This window comes from Streptosporangium sp. NPDC006013, assembly GCF_040614275.1.
GTDB lineage: Bacteria > Actinomycetota > Actinomycetes > Streptosporangiales > Streptosporangiaceae > Streptosporangium.
Map to the genome: position 1 here is coordinate 1 of NZ_JBEXUE010000186.1, position 17,805 is coordinate 17,805.

Below are 17,805 nucleotides of genomic sequence, written 5' to 3' on the forward strand. Positions count from 1 at the left end.
CCGCCTCCTCCTCGGGCAGCTCGGAGCCGAAGGAGAGCAGGTCCAGGGCCGTCATCGCGTCGATGGCGGGCCGGGCGTCCAGCTCGATGTCGGCCTCGTCCACGAGGTGGACCACGCCCTCCATGCCGAGCGGGGTCAGCCGCACCTGGTCGTGCTCGACCTCGACCATGCCGTACCCGGCCAGCCAGTCGAGCACCGGGTTGAGTGGGTCGCCGTACTGCGCGGTGGCGGCGGCCCAGGCCTCCGCGCCCAGGTCGTCGTACTCGGCGGCGGCCTCGGCCAGCTCGGTGCGGAGCTCGGCCAGCGGCTTGGAACCGGTCGCCAGCAGCACCCGGACCAGCAGCGCCCTGGTCAGCCCGGACAGGGCGATCGTGGCCTCCTCGTCCGCCAGCTCCGGGTCGCCGTAGTCGATGGAGTGCAGACCGGCCATCCACGCGTCAAGGGCGTCGTCGTCCTCCTCGAAGGGCCACTCCGCGGTGTCGGCGTCGATGCTGACCGTGTCCTCCCCCTCGGGCTGGAGGAAGTCGAGGTCGATCGCGAGGTTCCAGATGTTCCAGAGCGCGGGGACGGAGTCGGCCAGCGACTTGTCGCCCTTCTCGGGAAGCGGGATGCCGAGGACGGCCAAGGCCTCGGTGATCTCGGTGTCGTCGAGCAGGTTCGTCTCGCCCACCCGGCGCTCAGAGCCGACCCAGATCGCGAGGTCGCGGGCCTTGGAGATCAGGAGTGTCCTGCGGGTGGCCTCGGCCAGCTCGGAGTCCGGGCGGAGCCTGATCGTCGGCAGCTCGGAGAGCTCGTCGGCGAACGGCTCGAAGTCACCGAGCCCCTCGGACTCCTCCTCGTCGTACTCGTCGTCCTCGTCCTCCTCGACGACGAGATCCTCCATGGCGTCGACGAAGTCGTCCTCAAGGCGGTCGAGCTCGGCGAGCAGGTCCCCCAGCGGGGCGGAGCCCTTGGCCAGACGGTCGGACTCCGACAGGAAGGTCAGATAGGCGCGGATCGCGGGCACCATGCCGTCGGCGGCGGCGTCCGGATCCTCGACGACCTGGGGCATCCGATCGAGGAGAACCGTGCGCAGGTCGGACTGCCTCCACCGGCCGACGTCGTCGGAGGCGATCAGCCGGTGCCATAGCGCGACAGAGCCGACCAGGTTGGAATCGCTGCCGGGCGCGTTCTCACGCGCCCACAGGATGAAGTTCTGGAGCAGGGGACGCAGTTCAGCCGCGGCTGCCTCGATGCGATCTGTCACCTGCCCAGCCTAGGGGGCCGCAGGGGTGCTCGCCTCCTCATATCGCCCACAGGTCGATCGGTGTCAGTCGCCGCGGAGGTCAGTTGGCGCGGCGCATCGACTCGGTGATCCGCTCGGCGGCGGTGACCACGGGGGCGGCGTGCAGCCTGCCGGGGGTGCGGGTCAGACGCTCGATCGGGCCGGAGACCGACACCGCGGCGACCACCTTGCCGCCCGCGCCCCTGATCGGCGCCGAGACGCTGGCCACGCCCTGCTCGCGCTCGCCGACGCTGTGCGCCCAGCCCCTGCGCCGCACGCTCGCGAGCGTGGCCGCGGTGAACTTGGCCCCGCGCAGGCCCCGGTGCAGGCGGTCGGGCTCCTCCCAGGCGAGCAGGATCTGCGCCGCGGACCCCGCGAGCATCGGCAGGGCCGAGCCGACCGGCACGGTGTCACGCAGTCCGCTGGCACGCTCGGCGGCGGCCACGCAGACCCGCTCGTCACCCTGGCGCCGGTAGAGTTGCGCGCTCTCCCCGGTCAGGTCCCTCAGCTGGGTGAGAACCGGTGAGGCGACGGCCAGCAGCCTGTCCTCGCCGGCGGCGGTGGACAGCTCGGACAGGCGGGGGCCCAGGACGAAACGGCCCTGGGTGTCGCGGGAGACGATGCGGTGGTGCTCCAGAGCGACGGCCAGCCGGTGGGCGGTGGGGCGGGCCAGGCCGGTGGCGTGGACGAGCTGTGCGAGGGACGCCGGGCCGGCTTCAAGGGCGTTGAGCACGAGGACGGCCTTGTCCAGTACGCCGACTCCGCTAGAGTTGTCCATACACCGATACTGCCGTCTCGACATATGAGAAAGCAAGTGGGTGCGGGATAGCCGATCGCAAGGAGGCGACATGGGCCGCACGCTCGCGGAGAAGGTCTGGGAGCAGCACGTCGTGCGACATGCGGAGGGAGAACCCGACCTGCTCTACATCGACCTTCACCTCGTTCACGAGGTCACGAGCCCGCAGGCGTTCGACGGCCTGCGCATGGCGGGTCGCCCCGTCAGGCGGCCCGACCTCACCATCGCCACCGAGGACCACAACGTCCCGACCGTACGCGGTCCGATCAACGACCTGGTGTCGCGGACGCAGGTGGAGACGCTGCGTAAGAACTGTGCGGAGTTCGGCGTCCGGCTGCACCCGATGGGTGACGCGGGGCAGGGCGTGGTCCACATCATCGGCCCGCAGTTCGGTCTGACCCAGCCCGGCATGACGATCGTGTGTGGTGATTCTCACACCTCCACCCACGGCGCCTTCGGCGGCATCGCGTTCGGCATCGGCACCTCCGAGGTGGAGCACGTGCTGGCCACCCAGACGCTGCCCGCCTACCGGCCGAAGACCATGGCCATCGAGGTCTCCGGCGAGCTGCCCCCCGGCGTCACCGCCAAGGACCTGATCCTGGCGATCATCGCCAAGATCGGCACCGGCGGCGGCCAGGGCTACATCGTCGAGTACCGGGGCGAGGCCATCCGCAAGCTCTCCATGGAGGGCCGGATGACGGTCTGCAACATGTCCATCGAGGCGGGTGCCCGCGCGGGCATGATCGCCCCGGACGAGACCACCTTCGAATATCTCAAGGGCCGTCCCCACGCGCCGTCCGGCGCCGACTGGGACGCCGCGGTCGAGTACTGGAAGTCGCTGGTCAGCGACGAGGACGCGGCCTTCGACGCCGTCGTGGAGATCGACGCCACGACGCTGACCCCGTTCGTCACCTGGGGCACCAACCCGGGCCAGGGCGCCCCGCTGGGCACGTCCGTGCCCCGTCCGGAGGACACCGACGACCCGGCCGCCGCCGCGCGTGCCCTGGAGTACATGGGCCTGACCGCGGGCACCCCGCTCCGCGAGGTCAAGGTCGACACGGTCTTCGTGGGCTCCTGCACCAACGGCAGGCTGGAGGACCTGCGTGCCGCGGCCGAGGTGCTGCGCGGGCGCCAGGTCGTGACGCGCACGCTGATCGTGCCCGGTTCGATGCTGGTCAAGCTCCAGGCCGAGCAGGAGGGGCTGCACGAGGTCTTCAAGGCCGCGGGCGCCGAATGGCGCGAGGCCGGCTGTTCCATGTGCCTGGGGATGAACCCCGACACCCTCGCCCCCGGCGAGCGCAGCGCCTCGACCTCCAACCGCAACTTCGAGGGACGGCAGGGCAAGGGCGGCCGTACCCACCTCGTGTCCCCGCAGGTCGCCGCCGCGACCGCCGTCACCGGCAAACTCACCGCGCCCGCCGACCTGTAAGGAGTCCTCGCGATGGAAGCGTTCACCACCCACACCGGCCGGGCCGTGCCGCTGCGCCGCAGCAACGTGGACACCGACCAGATCATCCCCGCCGTCTGGCTCAAGCAGGTCAGCAGGACCGGGTTCGAGAAGGGCCTGTTCTCCGCCTGGCGCGAGGACCCCGGCTTCGTCCTGAACGACCCCGTTCACGAGGGCGCCACGATCCTGCTGGCCGGCCCCGACTTCGGCACCGGCTCCTCCCGCGAGCACGCGGTCTGGGCCCTGCAGCAGTACGGCTTCCGCGTCGTGATCGCGGCCCGTTTCGGAGACATCTTCCGTAATAATTCCACCAAGATGGGCCTGCTCCCGGTCGTCCTGCCGGGCGGGATCGTCGAGGCGCTGCAGGCCGCGGTCGAGGCGGACCCGACCCTTGAGATCACCGTTGACCTGGCGGGACGCCAGGTCCGCTGGGGCGCGGAGGCCGCCGCCTTCGAGATCGACGACTACACGCGCTGGCGGTTGATGGAGGGCCTGGACGACATCGGGCTGACCCTGCGCAACGCCGATGCCATCGGGACATACGAGAATGGTCGGCAGCCATGGCTGCCGACGACCGTCTGACGAGTTCAGAGGACGAGCTGGCGTGGCGGCTGCGCGAGGCGCACCGCCGCGTCCGGTCCCTGCATGTCTCCGTCGAGGAGAGAAAACGTCTCACCAGGCGTCTGCTGGCCATCTGCGATATGGCCAAGCGCGACCTCGATCACGCCACAGGGCGTCTTGATTTGTTCCTTCTCAGTATTGATGTCTTGGTTTCAGATACGCCGAGCACTGGAAACATTGCGGAAGGTGATTGAGTCATACGGCTCCGTCCCCTAATTTCAAGCGAGCAGGGGGTTTCTCATCGTGATCGTTGATGAGATCTGTGATGAGACCCCTCGCCGTGACAAATCGGGTGAGACGGGTTTTCTGCCCCGTGACCCACTCCCGGACATCGGTAAGCAGGGGGAGCAACCTTATGAACAAAAAGGAACTCGTCGACGCCATCGCGGATCGGGTGGGCGACAAGAAGACGGCCACCGAAGCCGTGAACGCGGTGCTCGACACGATCCAGGCCACTGTCGCGAGTGGTGACAAGGTCTCGATCACGGGGTTCGGTGCCTTTGAGATGGTGCACAAGCCGGCCCGCACCGCCCGTAACCCCTCGACGGGTGCCGAGATCCACGTCGCCGAGAGTTGGGGGCCGAAATTCCGGCCCGGTTCCGACTTCAAGGAACTCGTCAACAACGGCGGCAAGAAGGCAGCGAAGAAGAAATAGGCTTCGGCCTAGGCGCCCGGACTCCCGAAGCGGGAGCCCGGGCGTCCGGCTTCCCGGCCGGCGCCGACCGGATCCAGATCCCCGGCCGGGGCCGCCGAAAGTGCCCCGTGCGGTGTTCGGCCACGTTCACCGGATTCGCCGGCGGGCGCCGCGGAGATGATTTCGGCTCAGGTCCGTCGGGGAAGCCGGTTTCCCGGCCGCCTCACCGGCCGGGTACGGGGAAGGTCGAGAGGGTGATGTAGGAGACGTCGTCGCCGTTCATGACGATGTTGACCCGCTGACCCGCCCTGAGCAGCCGGAGCGGCCCCGCGTCGAACGCCGCCGCGCCGAACGGGATCTCGGTCCCGTCGTCCAGGAAGACCGACCCCGACCGGGTCGCCTCCTCGAAGCTCCGCACCGTCGCCTGCACACGCCCAGGGTAGCCTCCGGACGGGAATCCCGCCCGAATCGGGGCTATCGGTCCCTGTCGCGTTCCTCCGGCTGCGAAGACCCGCCGGACACCGCGATCCTTTCCGCCATGGCCAGCGTGCGGGGGCCGACGCCCAGGACCAGCGCCCGACGGAGATCGTCCGGGGTGTCCACGTCATGGCGGACCGACTCCACCCCCGCCACGCAGAGCTCCTTGGCGCCGCGCCGCAGGTGCCGGTCCCGCGACTCGCCGCCGAACCCCGGCGTGAACGGCACGCCGGGCCGTACGCCGTAGAAGGTCGTGCCGATCTCGGAGGCGTCGGGCAGGAACATCTGGTCGAACTCCGCGGCGGCGGTCAGCACGCGGGCCAGTTCCGCGGGGCGGAGGGCGGGGAGGTCGGCCTGGAGGGCGCCGACGGCGTCGCCGGGCGCCAGCCGTACCGCTTCCAGGGCACCGTGCCGCAGGGCGGCGTTCAGCCCCGCCTCCGGGTCGCCGACCACGTGCGCGCCGACCCCGCCGAGCGCCTCGGCGGCCACGGGGTCACCCGTCACCACGACCACCCGCGTGACGAGCGCGCACCTCAGCGCCGCCTCGACGGTGTCACAGGCGATCGCCACGGCCAGCGCGGCCCGGTGCGGGCCCGCCGCCGCGGACAGGCGGGTCTTGGCGGCGACCAGCGTTTTGACCGGGACGACAAGGGTCCAGGCGGAACTTTCCTGAGCAGCCATAGCGTTAAGCATCCCGCCTCGACATCCCGGGGAGCCAACCGGGAGACTTAGTGCGCAAACCGCTCATACGGAGGAGCCCATGAGACGCCCCGGCTGGCCCTCGCGATTCTGGGTCGCCTTCGCCGTCGCGATCGTCAAGCCGATCTCATGGCTCCTGGTCAGGAAGGACTGGCGTCGCAGCGACCGGTTGCCCAGGACGGGCGGGATCATCGTGGCGACCAACCACCTGTCGTGGCTGGATCCGATCCTCATCTCGCACTTCCTCTACAACAACGGCCGCTGGCCGGTGATCCTGGCCAAATCGGGTCTCTTCTCGGTGCCGCTGCTCGGTCCTCTGCTGAGGGCGCTCCAGGTCATTCCCGTCTACCGGGGGAGCTCTGACGCGGGGCGCTCGCTGGAGGAGTCACGGCGCCGGTTCGCCGCCGGGGCGTGCGTGATGTTCTATCCGGAGGGCACCTGCACCCGCGACCCGGACCTCTGGCCGATGGAGGGCAAGACCGGCGCGGCCAGGCTGGCTCTGGAGACCGGCGCGACGGTGATCCCCGTCGCGCACTGGGGGGCCCAGGAGATCCTGCCGTACGGTGCCAGAAGACCCCGCCTGCTGCCGCGCAAGACCTTCCGCGTGCTGACCGGGCCACCGGTCGACCTGTCGAAGTACCAGGGACAGCCGCTCCAGGCCGACGTGCTGCGCTCCGCGACCGCCGACATCATGTCTGCGATCACGGCCCAGCTGGCCGAACTCCGCGGGGAGAAGGCGCCCAAGGCGCCGTTCAAGCGACCTTCCGACAACTGACTTCGGCGTACGGTGTTGACATCCTCCCCTCCTCGAAGGGAGGGGATTCCCACGGTCGCCCGTGAGAGTTCCTGATTCACCGCCGGTCGCCCGCCAGGAGAAATCCCTTGAGGTCCTACACCAGCTCCACAGGCGTTTCACCTCTCCGCCAGCCCGGCGGTGAGGACCTAGCCGGTCACGCTCGTAGTGGCCCGGTTATCGCCACCGCCGGACACGGTACCGAACCGTACGGCATCGCGCCGCGTTTTCTCCCCCGCCCGGAGGCGGAGGTTTCCACGCCCAAGGAGAACCGATGACCAAGGCGGCTGTATTCGGCACGGGTTCGTGGGGAACGACCTTCAGCATGATCCTCGCGGGGGCGGGCACCCGGACGATCCTGTGGGGCCGCAGTGCGGAGGTCGTCGAGGCGATCGACCGGCGGCACGAGAACCCCGTCTACCTGCCGGGCGCGGCGCTGCCCGAGACGCTGCGCGCCACGACCGACCCGGCCGAGGCTCTCGACGGCGCCGACTTCGTGGTGCTCGCGGTGCCCTCCCAGACCCTGAGGGAGAACCTGACCCGCTGGAAGCCGGACCTGCCGCCTGAGGCGGTGCTGGTCAGCCTGATGAAGGGCATCGAACTGGGCACCACCAAGCGGATGAGCGAGGTGATCTGCGAGGTCGCCGGGGTGCCCCAGGAGCGGGTCGCGGTGGTGTCGGGGCCCAACCTGGCCGGGGAGATCGTCCGGGGCCAGCCCGCCGCCACCGTGGTCGCCTGCACCGACGAGCGGGCGATGGAGCGCCTCCAGGAGGCCTGCTACCTGCCGCCCTGGTTCCGCCCCTACACCAACCCCGACGTCGTGGGGGTCGAACTCGGCGGGGCCGTCAAGAACGTGATCGCCCTCGCGGTCGGCATCTCGGCGGGGATGGGGCTGGGCGACAACGTCGGGGCGATGCTGATGACGCGCGGGCTGGCCGAGATCTCCAGGCTGGGCACGGTACTCGGCGCGGACCCGCACACCTTCGCGGGGCTGGCGGGCATGGGCGATCTGGTGGCGACCTGTACCTCCCCATTGTCGCGGAACCGTACTTTCGGGGAGAATCTGGGGCGGGGCATGACCCTGGCCGAGGTCATCGCCGCCACGAAACAGACCGCCGAGGGGGTCAAATCCTGCGAGTCGGTGCTCGAACTGGCCAGAAAGCACGACGTGGAGATGCCGATCACCGAAGTGGTGGTGGCCGTCGTCCATGACGCAATGCCTCCCAGCGAGGCCGCGGTGCTCCTGATGTCGCGGACTCCCAAGCCGGAACGGTACGGCCTGTGAAGACACGGTGTGGCCCATGAACAGACGGATGCGCAGGCGCAGGGGGGAGAACACCCGGTCGGTGCACTTGCCGGCTCCCGAGCCGCCCCCGCATAGACCCCTCGGCCTTCCCGTGTGGCGCAGCTCCGCCTGGGGTTTCGGCGACTCCGCCGAGTACGCCGAGGTGCTGGAGGTGAAGGGTTCCGGCCACGCCTACGGCCGGATCGACAACCCCACCACCGCCGCGTTCGCCTCGGCGGTGGCCTCTTTGGAGGGGGCCGCGGCGCCCGAGGACGTGGCCGGGCAGGCGTTCGCCTCGGGGATGGCCGCCGTCAACGCCGTCCTGATGACGTTCCTGCGCGCGGGCGCGCACCTCGTGGCGCCCACCCCGCTGTACGGCGGGACCCACTCGCTGATCACCAACGTGCTGTCCAGGTTCGGGGTCGGCGTGGACTTCGTCGGCTACGACGACCTGACCAGGGTGCAGGCGGCGATCAGGCCCAACACGAAGATCATCTATGCGGAGACGCTCTCCAACCCGACCATGGCGGTCTCCGACATCCGTGGCCTCTACCGGATCGCCCGCGCCGCGGGGGCGCTGCTGGTGGTCGACTCCACCTTCGCCACCCCGATCGTGTGCCGTCCCCTGGAACACGGCGCCGACCTGGTGATCCACTCCGCGACCACGTATCTCGGCGGCCATGACGACTGTGCCGGGGGTGTCGCGGTGGGCCGTCCCGACCTGATCGCCCAGCTGCGCGAGGTCAGGATCGACACCGGGGGCACGCTCTCCCCCGACGACGCCTTCCTGCTCCGCCGGGGGCTCGCGACCCTGCCGCTGCGGGTCCGCAGGATGTGCTCCACCGCGATGGTCTTCGCCGCGGCCGTGGCCAAGCACCCCGCCGTGCGCCGGGTCGACTACCCGGGGCTGCCGGGACACCCCGGACACCAGCTCGCCAGGCACCTGTTCGACTCGGGGCCCGAGGGCACCAGGTACGGCGCCTGTGTGACGATCACTCCGCGCGGCGGCTACGACGCCGGCGTGGCCCTGGCCGACGCCCTCAGGCTCGCCTCGATCGCCCCCTCCGCCGGAGGAATCCACACCAAGGCCGCGCACGTGGCCTCGACCACCCATCGGCGGCTCGGCGAGGCGGCGGGGATCGATGAGGCGGCCGTCCGGTTCTCCATCGGGCTTGAGGACGCGGAAGATCTCATCATGGATGTGACCAAGGCACTCGACTCACTACCCGCATCGAGTAGATAGGCGCGTCTAACAGCCGGATTGCCCCCTAACAGGGGGTAGATTCGGGCATCATGAGTGAGCAGCACGAACCTCTACCGAGGGTCGCCGTCGTCTTCGGCGGTCGCAATTCCGAGCACGCCGTCTCCATTCTCGGAGCGGGAAGCGTGCTGGAGGTCATCGACAGGTCCAAGTACGAGGTGGTCCCGATCGGGATCGCCCAGGACGGCCGGTGGGTGCTCGCCTCCGGGGAGCAGCAGTACGGGATCGAGAGCGGCGAGTTGCCCGCCGTCGACGCGGCGAGCGCGACGCTGGCGCTGACATCCGGTAGTGGCTCGCTGGTGGCGTACGACCCCGGCAGCATTCCCGTCGAGCTCGGCCACGTCGACGTCGTCTTCCCTGTGATGCACGGCCCCTTCGCCGAGGACGGCACCATCCAGGGGCTGCTGGAGATGGCCGGGGTCCGCTATGTCGGCTCCGGGGTGCTGGCCAGCTCCGTCGGCATGGACAAGGTGTACATGAAGATGGTCCTCGCCGCCTCGGGCCTGCCCGTCGGGCCGTATGTCGCGATCCGCGACCGCGACTGGCGGACCGACCGCGGCCGGGTGCTCAAGGAGGTCCAGGAGCTCGGCTGGCCGGTCTTCGTCAAGCCCGCCCGCGCCGGGTCCAGCCAGGGCATCTCCAAGGCCGCCGACCTGGAGGAGCTCGAGCGGGCCATCGAGTTCGCCCGCGAGCACGACCCCAAGGTGCTGGTCGAGGCCGCGATCATCGGCCGCGAGATCGAGTGCGCCGTGCTGGAGTCGCCGGGCGACGAGGCGCCCCGCGCCAGCATGCCCGGTGAGGTACTGGTCCACGGAGACCATGAGTTCTTCGACTTCGAGGCCAAGTACATCGGGGATGACATGTCCCTGTCGGTGCCCGCGGACATCCCCGAGGAGACGGCCGAGCAGCTGCGGGCGATGGCCGTGCGCGCCTTCGAGGCGCTGGGCTGTGAGGGCCTGTCGCGGGTCGACTTCTTCTACACCACCGACGGGCGACTGATCGTCAACGAGATCAACACCATGCCCGGCTTCACCGCGATGTCGGTCGCGCCGCAGCTCTGGGCCGCCACCGGGGTGCCCTACCCGGAGCTGGTCGACCGGCTGATCCAGCTCGCGCTGCGTCGCTCACCCGGTCTGCGGTAGCGCTGCCTTGATCGGTGCCGCGAGATCGGCCAGCACGCTCTGCGGGATGTGCTCCCGCGCGACCGTCACCTCGACGTAGGCCGCCCTGCCGATCGACGTGAACAGCGTCGGTCGGGCCGGGTCGGCGTACCACGCCACTTCGTTGATCTCGGGAACCTGGTCGGTGGGCGACATGGTCACCGGCCGCGGCACTCCGCAGCGCAGGGCGATGCGGCCCTGCCCCCACACGGCGACGTAGGGGGAGGCGGGGGTGGACTCGACCCGGTCCGCGCCGTCGAGCCTCCGCGGGAGCCGCTCGGCGAGCGCCTGGCACGCGGCGGCGACGGGCCCCTCGGGGACGGGCGGCTCGACCCGGACGGCGCCACCGCATCCCGCCAGGATCAGCAGGGCGCAGGCGCACCCCGCCAGGCGGATGAACCGCAATGGCATGTCACGTTCCCGACGGTCAGATACGGACTCAGATGTGGACGATGGGACACGTCAGTGTACGCGTGATCCCCTCCACACCCTGAATCTGCGCCACCACGAGCTTTCCCAGCTCATCGACGTTGCGGGCCTCCGCCCGCACTATCACGTCGTAGGGCCCGGTGACGTCCTCGGCCTGGGTGACACCAGAGATGCCGGAGATCTCCGAAGCCACGTTCGCGGCCTTGCCGACCTCGGTCTGAATAAGGATGTAGGCCTGCACCACAACGACCTCCGGGGCGATTGGATCAGTGCCGAAGGGCCACCGTACCCTGTGATGAACGGGAGGTGTGTCATCACAGTCGGAGATCTCGGCGAATTCGGGGTTGTTGCACGTATTGCCGGACGCTTGCCACAGGGAGGGACCGTATTGCTCGGTCCCGGGGACGACGCCGCGGTGGTGAGCGCTCCCGATGGGCGGGTCGTCGTGACGACTGACCTGTTACTTGAGGGTAGGCACTTCCGCCGTGATTGGTCCAGCGGCTACGACATCGGGCGCAAGGCCGCGGCGCAGAATCTCTCGGACGTCGTGGCGATGGGAGCCGACCCCACCGGCCTCGTGGTCGGCCTCGGGCTGCCCGCCGACGCCGCCACCGGCTGGCTGGACGATCTCACGGACGGCTTCCGCGACGAGTGCGACCTCGTCGGCGCCAGCGTGGTGGGCGGCGACATCACCCGCTGCGATCTCGTCGTGATCGCCGTCACCGCCCTCGGCGACCTGGGCGGCCGGGCGCCGGTCACCAGATCGGGGGCCCGGCCCGGTGACGTGGTCGCGGTCGCGGGCCGCCTCGGGTACGCCGCCGCGGGCCTCGCGCTGCTCCGTGCGGGGCTGGCCGGGCCGGTGGAGCTGATCGACGCCCACCGCCGTCCGTGCCCTCCCTACCCGCGCGGCCCCGAGGCCGCCGCGCTGGGTGCCACCGCCATGCTCGACGTGAGCGACGGCCTGCTCCAGGATCTCGGCCACGTGGCGGCCGCGGCCGGAACCGCGCTCGTGCTCGACCCGGAGGCGTTCGACGTCCCGCCGGTGATGCGGGAGGCCGCCCGGCTGCTCGGCACGGACCCGCTGGAGTGGGTGCTCTCCGGCGGCGACGACCACGCCCTCGCCGCGACCTTCCCGGACCGGGTACGGCTCCCGGAGGGCTGGAACGTGGTGGGTCATGTCATCGAGGGTGAGGGAGTGCAGGTCAAAGGCCTGCTGCTGGACCGTGGAGGCTGGGACCACTTCCGGGAGTGACCTTTACCACTCGTTGTTACATCTGCGGAAATTGCGACAAACGGTTATTGAACTGGTATGAAGTTGGGCGGTCGAGATTCCCTCCGAGAAAGGGGCGATATGGGCCGCCATGGTGGAAACGGGGAAGCGGCTTCCCCGGACCGGGGGAAACGCCGGCCGGAGCCCGCTCCGGCACCCGGTCACGGGGACGAGCCGATCGGGCGCCGGCTCCGTCCCGAGGAGTCGATGATCACCGAGACCCAGACGGGTTTCCTGGGTTCGGGATGGACGTCGGAGTCCGAGCCGTCCGTCACGTGGCCCGAGGACGAGGAGAGGTCCGGCGGACGGATCAAGACGACCTTGCTGATCGTCGCCGCGGTGGCGGTGGTGCTCGGCGGGACCGTGTTCGGGATCCGGGCGCTGGCCGGCTCCGAGGGTTCCGCCGCCGACTGCCCGCCCGCCGGTTGTGCCACGGCGGCGTCGAACCAGCCGGAACCGCGGCCCGACCCCGTCGGTGGGACCGAGCTCACCGAGGAACCCGTACCGGCCGACGAGCCCGAGGAGACGGGTGACGAGACGGCGGAGGCCACGCCCACCCCGACTCCCACCTCCACCCGCGCGGGAGGCGGGGTCACCTCCACCCCCAAGCCCACCGCGACGAGAAAGGCCACCCGCGAGCCCCGGGCCTCCGACGAGCCGTCGCCCACCGACGAGCCGGAGCCCACGCCCACCTCCGAGCCCCTCATCGTCGGTAACCACCGAACACCCGCCCCCGAGCAGTCCCCGAGCACCACGGCGCCCGCCCCCGTGCCCACCGACACCTTCGAGGCGCCCGTGCCCGCCGCGGGGGGCGCCATGATCATGGTAGGCGCCGCCCTCGTGCGGAGCAGGGCACAGTCGTACACGGTCAAGCTCGTGGTCGCCGCGGACGAGAGCGTCGAGAACCTGAAGGTGAGCGTGCCGGTCAACGGGACGGTCTCCTCGGTGAGCGGAGCCGACTGGGAGCAACTCGACGACAGCCTGGTGATCGACTCGCCGGAGGGTCTGCAGGCAGGCGAGGAGCTCGTCGTCGTCTTCACCGCGAGCGGTGACGCGGAGATTCCGGAGACCTGTCAGAGCGACAGGGGAGAGTGCGCCGTCGTCTGACCCGGCGTCCCGGACCGAGCCGGTGCCGTCGCCCGATCCGGCCGGTGCTTCCGGTCTGTGACCCGGTCTGTGGTCCAGCCGCCGGCCCGGCCCTGATCGCCCGATCCGGCCTGTGATTTCGGCCGGTGGTTCCGGCCTGTGGTTCCGGTCTGTGACCCGGTCTGTGGTCCAGCCGCCGGCCCGGCCCCGATCGCCCGATCCGGCCTGTGATTTCGGCCCGTGGTTCCGGCCTGTGGTTCCGGCCCGTGATCCGGTCGCTGGTCCGGTCGGGTCTCGCGCCCGAGCCGGTGCCGTCGCGGCTCTGCGCGGCCGAGGAGTGGCGGGGAGTGGGCAGGGGGCGCTCAGCCGGTCGGCGCGGGGCTGGTTGGATGGGGGCATGACCGTTCTGGCTCCCCCTCGCGTGCTGACCGTCGCCGGCTCCGACTCCGGAGGCGGTGCGGGCATCCAGGCCGACCTGAAGACCATGCTGGCCCTCGGCGTCCACGGCATGAGCGTGATCGCCGCGGTGACCGCCCAGAACTCGGTGGGCGTGCAGGGCTACTGGGAGCTTCCCCCGGAGGCGGTCCGTGCCCAGCTCGACTCGGTGCTCGGTGACATCGGTGCCCAGGCGGTCAAGACCGGCATGCTCGCCTCGCCCGTACTGGTGGAGACGGTCGCCGAGGTGCTGGCAGGGCTGGATGTGCCCGTCGTGGTCGATCCGGTGGGAGTCTCCAAGCACGGTGACACGCTCCTCGCCCCCGAGGCGGTGGAGACGGTCAAGTCGAGCCTGCTGCGCACGGCCACGGTGGTCACCCCCAACCTGTGGGAGGTTCTCCAGCTCACCGGAGTGAAGGTCACCGACGAAGCCGACCTGCGCCGGGCCGCCGACGCGGTCCTGGCGCTCGGGCCCGAGTGGGCGCTCATCAAGGGCGGCCACCTTCCCGGGGCTCCTGTCGATCTGCTGACCGACGGCACCCGGGAGTTCCGCTTCACCGCGGAGCGCCACGACAACCGGCACACCCACGGCACGGGCTGCACCCTGGCCTCCGCGATAGCCTCCCACCTGGCCCTCGGCGAGGACGTCCCCGCCGCCGTGGAGAAGGCGAAGGTGTACGTCACCGGCGCGATCGAGCACGGCTTCCCGCTGGGGGCCGGCATCGGCCCGGTGGACCACGCCTGGCGCCTGCGCTCCCGCTGAGCACGGAGGACCCGCTCCGAGCCGTCCTTGGCGGAGCCCGCCAAGGACGGCTCGGAACCCGTTGGGAACGGCGAAGCCCGCCGCCCCGTCGAGGGGACGGCGGGCTTCGCGGAAGTCCGACTAGCGGGTGACCTTGCCGGCCTTGATGCAGGAGGTGCAAACGTTCAGCCGCTTCGGCGTGCCGTTCACCACTGCGCGCACGGGCTGGATGTTCGGGTTCCAGCGGCGGCGGGTGCGGCGGTGCGAGTGGGAGACGTTGTTGCCGAAGGTCGGCTTCTTAGCGCAAACGTCGCAGACGGAAGCCACGGTTCGCTCCTTAGATCAGTCGAGAGGCTCGATCCGCCGCACTGGCGGGCGGTCATCGGGCATGCCGGGACGACCGGCTGGCCACACGAGGATACCCGATGTTCGGCCCTACAGGCGAACGTGAGCCGCCGTGAACGGTCGAACGGGGATAATCTCCGGAGGCAACCGTAGCGCATCCCGGGACGCGCCATGGCGGGTCGCGTCCGGCGGGCGACGATCAGCCGGTGAGATCGGGGCCGGCCGGGCTGTGCGGACGGGGAGCCGCCGGTGACGGCATGCCGGTCGCGGCGCCGGGACCTGCCCGGGAGATCGGTGAGGGCGCCCGGCGGGCGCGAGCAGGAGCAGGAGGGCAGGAATGCTGCAGGTTCTCGACCCGCCCTCGGTGCGGAGGTGGTCGCGGCTGGCCGCGGAGACGCTGGGGAAGGCGCGCGAGGAGATCGACGCGCTCAACGTCTTCCCGGTGCCCGACGGCGACACCGGCACCAACCTGCACCTGACCATGCTCTCCGCGGCCGAGGCGCTCGACGGGCTGCCCGCGGACGCGGGGACGGCGGCCACCTGGCAGGCGCTCGCGCAGGGAGCGCTGCTCGGCGCGCGGGGCAACTCCGGGGTGATCGTCAGCCAGGCGCTGCGCGGCCTCGCCGAGGTGTTCAGGGAGACCGAGGGGCGCGGCACGGACCTCTGCCGTGGCCTGGTCAGAGCCGCCGAGCTGGCCCGTGCCGCGGTGGCCAGGCCGGTCGAGGGCACGATCCTGAGTGTCCTGACCGCGGTGGCCGCGGCGGTGCGCGACGGCCGGGGAGATCTCGTCTCGATCGCGAGAAGGGCGGCCGAGGAGGCGCGCTCCGCGCTCCGCCGTACCCCCGGGCAACTCGGCGTGCTGGCCCGCAACGGGGTGGTCGACGCGGGCGGCGCGGGGTGGACGATCATCCTGGAGAGCCTCGCCGCGATCGTCGCCGACTCCTACACCGAGCGGGTGGACATCCCCGCCCCGGCCCACCGGATCGGCGCGGAGGTCGCGGAGGAGAGTGCGGACGGGCCCGGCTACGAGGTCATGTATCTCCTGGAGGCCGGGGCGGCACAGGTCGCGGCGCTCCGCGCGGAACTCGACGCGCTCGGCGAGTCGCTGGTGATCGTGGGTGGGGACGACCTGTGGAACGTGCACGTCCACGTGGACGACGCGGGCGCGGCGATCGAGGCGGCGGTCCGGCTGGGGCGGCCCCACCGGATCAGGGTGACGTATCTGGTCGGCTCGGGCAGGACCCACCCGGCCGCGCGGGGCAGGGGAGTGGTGGCCGTGGCGGCGGGACCCGCGCTGGCCGCGCTGTTCGAGGAGTCGGGGGCCGTGGTCGTCCGCCGCGAGCCGGGCTCCAGCCCGCCGCTGGCGGCGGTGCTCGCCGCCATTCGCGAGGCCGGCTCGGAGGTCGTGGTCCTGCCCAACGACAGCGGGACGCGTGAGGTCGCCGCCGCCGCCGCGGAGATGGCCAGGGAGGAGGGCCTGGTGGTCGGCGTACTCCCGACCAGGGCCTCGGTGCAGGGCCTGTCGGCGCTGGCCGTGCACGATCCGCTGCGCCGCTTCGACGACGACGTGGTGGCCATGACCGAGGCCGCCGCGCACACCCGCCACGGGCACGTCTGGGTGGCCGACCGCGAGGTCATGACGAGCGCGGGCCTGGCCGGGCCCGGTGACGTCCTGGGAGTGGTCGACGGGGACGCCGCGCTGATCGGCGGGGATCTCGAGGCCACCGCCCTGGAGGTCGTGGGCCGCATGGTGTCCTCCAGCAGCGAGTTGGTGACCGTTCTGGAGGGCGTCAACGCCCCCGAGGGGCTCGCGCGCGCGGTGCTGGACCATCTGGCCGAGACCAGGCCGGACATCGAGGTGGTTCTGTACGAGGGCGGCCAGGGCGGCTACCCACTGCTCATCGGCGTCGAATGAGGCCGGTGTCCGATGAGGGCGTCGCGAGGCCCGGCGTCAGGCGCGCCTGCCGGTGACGTTCGCGGGCGACGCGGGTGAACCGTTCCGTGGGCCGGGCGGTTTCTGTCTCCCGCACACGGTAGAAAGCTGTGGTGACGAGCTTCGACGAGCCGCTGGCGAAGGCACTGGACCCCAAAACCGCCAGGTTGCTGGAGAGCGTTCTCGACCTGCGCACCGTCGGCGACCTGCTGCGGCACTACCCGCGGCGCTACGCCGAGCGGGGTGAGCTGACCGACCTCGACGACCTGCGGGTCGACGAGCACGTCACGGTGGTGGGCGAGGTCACCAGGGCGATGCGCAGGCCGATGCGGAACAAGGGCGGCACCTGGCTGGAGGTCGAGGTCGTCGACGCCCGCCGTAGCAAGATCTACCTGTCGTTCTTCGGGAAGGCGTCCCACATCGCGGAGACGCGGCTGCGGCCGGGCAGGCGCGGCATGTTCGCCGGGAAGGTCGGCGCCTTCGGCCAGGGCGAGAAGCGCAAGTGGCAGCTCTCCCACCCCGAGTTCGAGATGATCGAGGAGAACGAGACGGGGGCCGAGGAGTTCGCCGCCGCGCTCGTGCCGATCTACCCGGCGGGCAAGGACGTGACGCCCTGGGCCATCCGCAGGGCGCTGGGCGTCGTCCTCGACACGATGGGCGAGCTCGACGACCCGCTTCCCGAGGAGTTGCGCGCCCGGCACCGGCTCCCCGGTCTGTCGGACGCGCTGCTGACCGTTCACCGGCCACGCGACCACGCCGACGTGGCCAGGGCGCGCAAGCGGCTCAGGTTCGACGAGGCGTTCCTGCTCCAGGCGGTGCTGCTGCAGCGCCGGATGGCCGCGGCCTCCTGGCCCGCCACCCCCAGGCCCGCGATCTCCGACGGGCTGCTCGCCGACTTCGACAAGCGGCTGCCGTTCGAGCTGACCGAGGGGCAGCGTGAGGTGGGCGAGGAGGTCGCGGCCGATCTGGCCATGGCCCACCCCATGCACCGGCTGCTCCAGGGCGAGGTCGGGGCGGGCAAGACCGTCGTCGCGCTGCGGGCGATGCTCCAAGATCCACCGCTGGGACCCGGAAACCCCGATCGAGGAGACCATGGAGGCCCTGCACGACGTGGTCCGCGCGGGCAAG

Annotated in this window: 19 protein-coding genes and 2 pseudogenes; 14 read left to right on the forward strand and 7 right to left on the reverse strand. The window is 71.0% G+C overall.

Going from position 1 to position 17,805, the window contains the following annotated elements:
- A partial coding sequence (locus ABZ260_RS26080) for a hypothetical protein (RefSeq protein ID WP_355622660.1) occupies positions 1 to 1,246 on the reverse strand: 1,246 nt, incomplete at its 3' end.
- Positions 1,247 to 1,325: 79 nt separating this feature from the next.
- The gene (locus ABZ260_RS26085) at positions 1,326 to 2,042 is read right to left on the reverse strand and encodes an IclR family transcriptional regulator (RefSeq protein WP_030913609.1); all 717 of its coding nucleotides are present in this window, start codon (positions 2,040 to 2,042) and stop codon (positions 1,326 to 1,328) included.
- Positions 2,043 to 2,112: 70 nt separating this feature from the next.
- On the opposite strand from ABZ260_RS26085, the gene leuC reads away from it, so the two are divergent.
- The 4 genes from leuC (at position 2,113) to ABZ260_RS26105 (ending at position 4,783) form a co-directional block, all read left to right on the forward strand.
- Positions 2,113 to 3,489 carry a 3-isopropylmalate dehydratase large subunit gene (gene leuC, locus ABZ260_RS26090; protein WP_355622663.1) on the forward strand — a complete coding sequence of 459 codons (1,377 nt, stop codon included), beginning with the start codon at positions 2,113 to 2,115 and terminating at the stop codon, positions 3,487 to 3,489.
- A 12-nt stretch (positions 3,490 to 3,501) separates the two neighbouring features.
- Positions 3,502 to 4,089: a 3-isopropylmalate dehydratase small subunit gene (gene leuD, locus ABZ260_RS26095; protein ID WP_355622666.1), complete on the forward strand. Its 588-nt coding sequence runs from the start codon at positions 3,502 to 3,504 to the stop codon at positions 4,087 to 4,089.
- Positions 4,068 to 4,322, forward strand: a complete 255-nt coding sequence (locus ABZ260_RS26100) for a hypothetical protein (protein WP_350914783.1) — start codon at positions 4,068 to 4,070, stop codon at positions 4,320 to 4,322. Before leuD ends, ABZ260_RS26100 begins: the two co-directional genes overlap by 22 nt.
- A 161-nt stretch (positions 4,323 to 4,483) precedes the next feature.
- Complete coding sequence (locus ABZ260_RS26105) at positions 4,484 to 4,783, forward strand: HU family DNA-binding protein (protein WP_350914785.1); 300 nt, start codon at positions 4,484 to 4,486, stop codon at positions 4,781 to 4,783.
- Between the two features lie 202 nt (positions 4,784 to 4,985).
- Here ABZ260_RS26105 and ABZ260_RS26110 read toward each other — a convergent pair whose 3' ends face one another.
- Both ABZ260_RS26110 and cofC read right to left on the reverse strand, forming a co-directional pair.
- Positions 4,986 to 5,192 (reverse strand): hypothetical protein, encoded by a 207-nt coding sequence (locus ABZ260_RS26110; protein ID WP_343982269.1) that lies wholly within the window; start codon positions 5,190 to 5,192, stop codon positions 4,986 to 4,988.
- Positions 5,193 to 5,236: 44 nt separating this feature from the next.
- Positions 5,237 to 5,932: a 2-phospho-L-lactate guanylyltransferase gene (gene cofC / locus ABZ260_RS26115; RefSeq protein WP_355622670.1), complete on the reverse strand. Its 696-nt coding sequence runs from the start codon at positions 5,930 to 5,932 to the stop codon at positions 5,237 to 5,239.
- A 67-nt stretch (positions 5,933 to 5,999) separates the two neighbouring features.
- On the opposite strand from cofC, the gene ABZ260_RS26120 reads away from it, so the two are divergent.
- The 4 genes from ABZ260_RS26120 (at position 6,000) to ABZ260_RS26135 (ending at position 10,419) form a co-directional block, all read left to right on the forward strand.
- Positions 6,000 to 6,713 (forward strand): lysophospholipid acyltransferase family protein, encoded by a 714-nt coding sequence (locus tag ABZ260_RS26120; RefSeq protein WP_355622673.1) that lies wholly within the window; start codon positions 6,000 to 6,002, stop codon positions 6,711 to 6,713.
- 292 nt (positions 6,714 to 7,005) lie between these two features.
- Positions 7,006 to 8,016 (forward strand): NAD(P)H-dependent glycerol-3-phosphate dehydrogenase, encoded by a 1,011-nt coding sequence (locus ABZ260_RS26125; protein ID WP_355622676.1) that lies wholly within the window; start codon positions 7,006 to 7,008, stop codon positions 8,014 to 8,016.
- Positions 8,017 to 8,032: 16 nt separating this feature from the next.
- Positions 8,033 to 9,259 carry an aminotransferase class I/II-fold pyridoxal phosphate-dependent enzyme gene (locus ABZ260_RS26130; RefSeq protein ID WP_355622679.1) on the forward strand — a complete coding sequence of 409 codons (1,227 nt, stop codon included), beginning with the start codon at positions 8,033 to 8,035 and terminating at the stop codon, positions 9,257 to 9,259.
- Between the two features lie 50 nt (positions 9,260 to 9,309).
- On the forward strand, positions 9,310 to 10,419 hold the full coding sequence (locus tag ABZ260_RS26135) for a D-alanine--D-alanine ligase family protein (protein WP_355622682.1): 1,110 nt from the start codon (positions 9,310 to 9,312) through the stop codon (positions 10,417 to 10,419).
- On the opposite strand, the gene ABZ260_RS26140 is transcribed toward ABZ260_RS26135, so the two are convergent.
- Together ABZ260_RS26140 and ABZ260_RS26145 are read right to left on the reverse strand one after the other, a co-directional pair.
- Positions 10,402 to 10,848, reverse strand: a complete 447-nt coding sequence (locus ABZ260_RS26140) for a DUF3515 domain-containing protein (protein ID WP_355622685.1) — start codon at positions 10,846 to 10,848, stop codon at positions 10,402 to 10,404. The two genes, ABZ260_RS26135 and ABZ260_RS26140, sit on opposite strands and share 18 nt — an antisense overlap.
- Positions 10,849 to 10,876: 28 nt before the next feature.
- A complete protein-coding gene (locus tag ABZ260_RS26145; protein ID WP_350949356.1) occupies positions 10,877 to 11,110 on the reverse strand; it encodes an Lrp/AsnC ligand binding domain-containing protein in 234 nt (77 codons plus the stop codon).
- Between the two features lie 51 nt (positions 11,111 to 11,161).
- On the opposite strand from ABZ260_RS26145, the gene ABZ260_RS26150 reads away from it, so the two are divergent.
- The 3 genes from ABZ260_RS26150 (at position 11,162) to thiD (ending at position 14,420) form a co-directional block, all read left to right on the forward strand.
- A complete protein-coding gene (locus ABZ260_RS26150; RefSeq protein WP_355564193.1) occupies positions 11,162 to 12,118 on the forward strand; it encodes a thiamine-phosphate kinase in 957 nt (318 codons plus the stop codon).
- Between the two features lie 225 nt (positions 12,119 to 12,343).
- Complete coding sequence (locus tag ABZ260_RS26155) at positions 12,344 to 13,243, forward strand: hypothetical protein (protein WP_355622688.1); 900 nt, start codon at positions 12,344 to 12,346, stop codon at positions 13,241 to 13,243.
- A gap of 376 nt (positions 13,244 to 13,619) precedes the next feature.
- Complete coding sequence (thiD, locus tag ABZ260_RS26160) at positions 13,620 to 14,420, forward strand: bifunctional hydroxymethylpyrimidine kinase/phosphomethylpyrimidine kinase (protein ID WP_355622691.1); 801 nt, start codon at positions 13,620 to 13,622, stop codon at positions 14,418 to 14,420.
- Positions 14,421 to 14,540: 120 nt separating this feature from the next.
- On the opposite strand, the gene rpmB is transcribed toward thiD, so the two are convergent.
- On the reverse strand, positions 14,541 to 14,726 hold the full coding sequence (gene rpmB, locus ABZ260_RS26165; RefSeq protein ID WP_012894387.1) for a 50S ribosomal protein L28: 186 nt from the start codon (positions 14,724 to 14,726) through the stop codon (positions 14,541 to 14,543).
- 355 nt (positions 14,727 to 15,081) lie between these two features.
- Here rpmB and ABZ260_RS26170 point away from each other — a divergent pair, with 355 nt between their 5' ends.
- The 3 genes and pseudogenes from ABZ260_RS26170 to ABZ260_RS26180 all read left to right on the forward strand — a co-directional run.
- Positions 15,082 to 16,659, forward strand: a complete 1,578-nt coding sequence (locus ABZ260_RS26170; RefSeq protein WP_355622694.1) for a DAK2 domain-containing protein — start codon at positions 15,082 to 15,084, stop codon at positions 16,657 to 16,659.
- 131 nt (positions 16,660 to 16,790) lie between these two features.
- A pseudogene (locus ABZ260_RS26175) lies at positions 16,791 to 17,249 on the forward strand (ATP-dependent DNA helicase RecG); the annotation flags it as partial.
- Positions 17,250 to 17,727: 478 nt separating this feature from the next.
- Positions 17,728 to 17,805 (forward strand): annotated as a pseudogene (locus ABZ260_RS26180) (aldo/keto reductase); the annotation flags it as partial.

What these genes read in the sequence shown, in the direction of transcription:
- ABZ260_RS26085 (WP_030913609.1), bottom strand. Translation starts at nt 2,042, where the DNA reads ATGGACAACTCTAGCGGAGTCGGCGTACTGGACAAGGCCGTCCTCGTG.
- leuC (WP_355622663.1), top strand. Translation starts at nt 2,113, where the DNA reads ATGGGCCGCACGCTCGCGGAGAAGGTCTGGGAGCAGCACGTCGTGCGA.
- leuD (WP_355622666.1), top strand. Translation starts at nt 3,502, where the DNA reads ATGGAAGCGTTCACCACCCACACCGGCCGGGCCGTGCCGCTGCGCCGC.
- ABZ260_RS26100 (WP_350914783.1), top strand. Translation starts at nt 4,068, where the DNA reads ATGGCTGCCGACGACCGTCTGACGAGTTCAGAGGACGAGCTGGCGTGG.
- ABZ260_RS26105 (WP_350914785.1), top strand. Translation starts at nt 4,484, where the DNA reads ATGAACAAAAAGGAACTCGTCGACGCCATCGCGGATCGGGTGGGCGAC.
- cofC (WP_355622670.1), bottom strand. Translation starts at nt 5,932, where the DNA reads ATGCTTAACGCTATGGCTGCTCAGGAAAGTTCCGCCTGGACCCTTGTC.
- ABZ260_RS26120 (WP_355622673.1), top strand. Translation starts at nt 6,000, where the DNA reads ATGAGACGCCCCGGCTGGCCCTCGCGATTCTGGGTCGCCTTCGCCGTC.
- ABZ260_RS26125 (WP_355622676.1), top strand. Translation starts at nt 7,006, where the DNA reads ATGACCAAGGCGGCTGTATTCGGCACGGGTTCGTGGGGAACGACCTTC.
- ABZ260_RS26130 (WP_355622679.1), top strand. Translation starts at nt 8,033, where the DNA reads ATGAACAGACGGATGCGCAGGCGCAGGGGGGAGAACACCCGGTCGGTG.
- ABZ260_RS26135 (WP_355622682.1), top strand. Translation starts at nt 9,310, where the DNA reads ATGAGTGAGCAGCACGAACCTCTACCGAGGGTCGCCGTCGTCTTCGGC.
- ABZ260_RS26140 (WP_355622685.1), bottom strand. Translation starts at nt 10,848, where the DNA reads ATGCCATTGCGGTTCATCCGCCTGGCGGGGTGCGCCTGCGCCCTGCTG.
- ABZ260_RS26150 (WP_355564193.1), top strand. Translation starts at nt 11,162, where the DNA reads ATGAACGGGAGGTGTGTCATCACAGTCGGAGATCTCGGCGAATTCGGG.
- ABZ260_RS26155 (WP_355622688.1), top strand. Translation starts at nt 12,344, where the DNA reads ATGATCACCGAGACCCAGACGGGTTTCCTGGGTTCGGGATGGACGTCG.
- thiD (WP_355622691.1), top strand. Translation starts at nt 13,620, where the DNA reads ATGACCGTTCTGGCTCCCCCTCGCGTGCTGACCGTCGCCGGCTCCGAC.
- ABZ260_RS26170 (WP_355622694.1), top strand. Translation starts at nt 15,082, where the DNA reads ATGCTGCAGGTTCTCGACCCGCCCTCGGTGCGGAGGTGGTCGCGGCTG.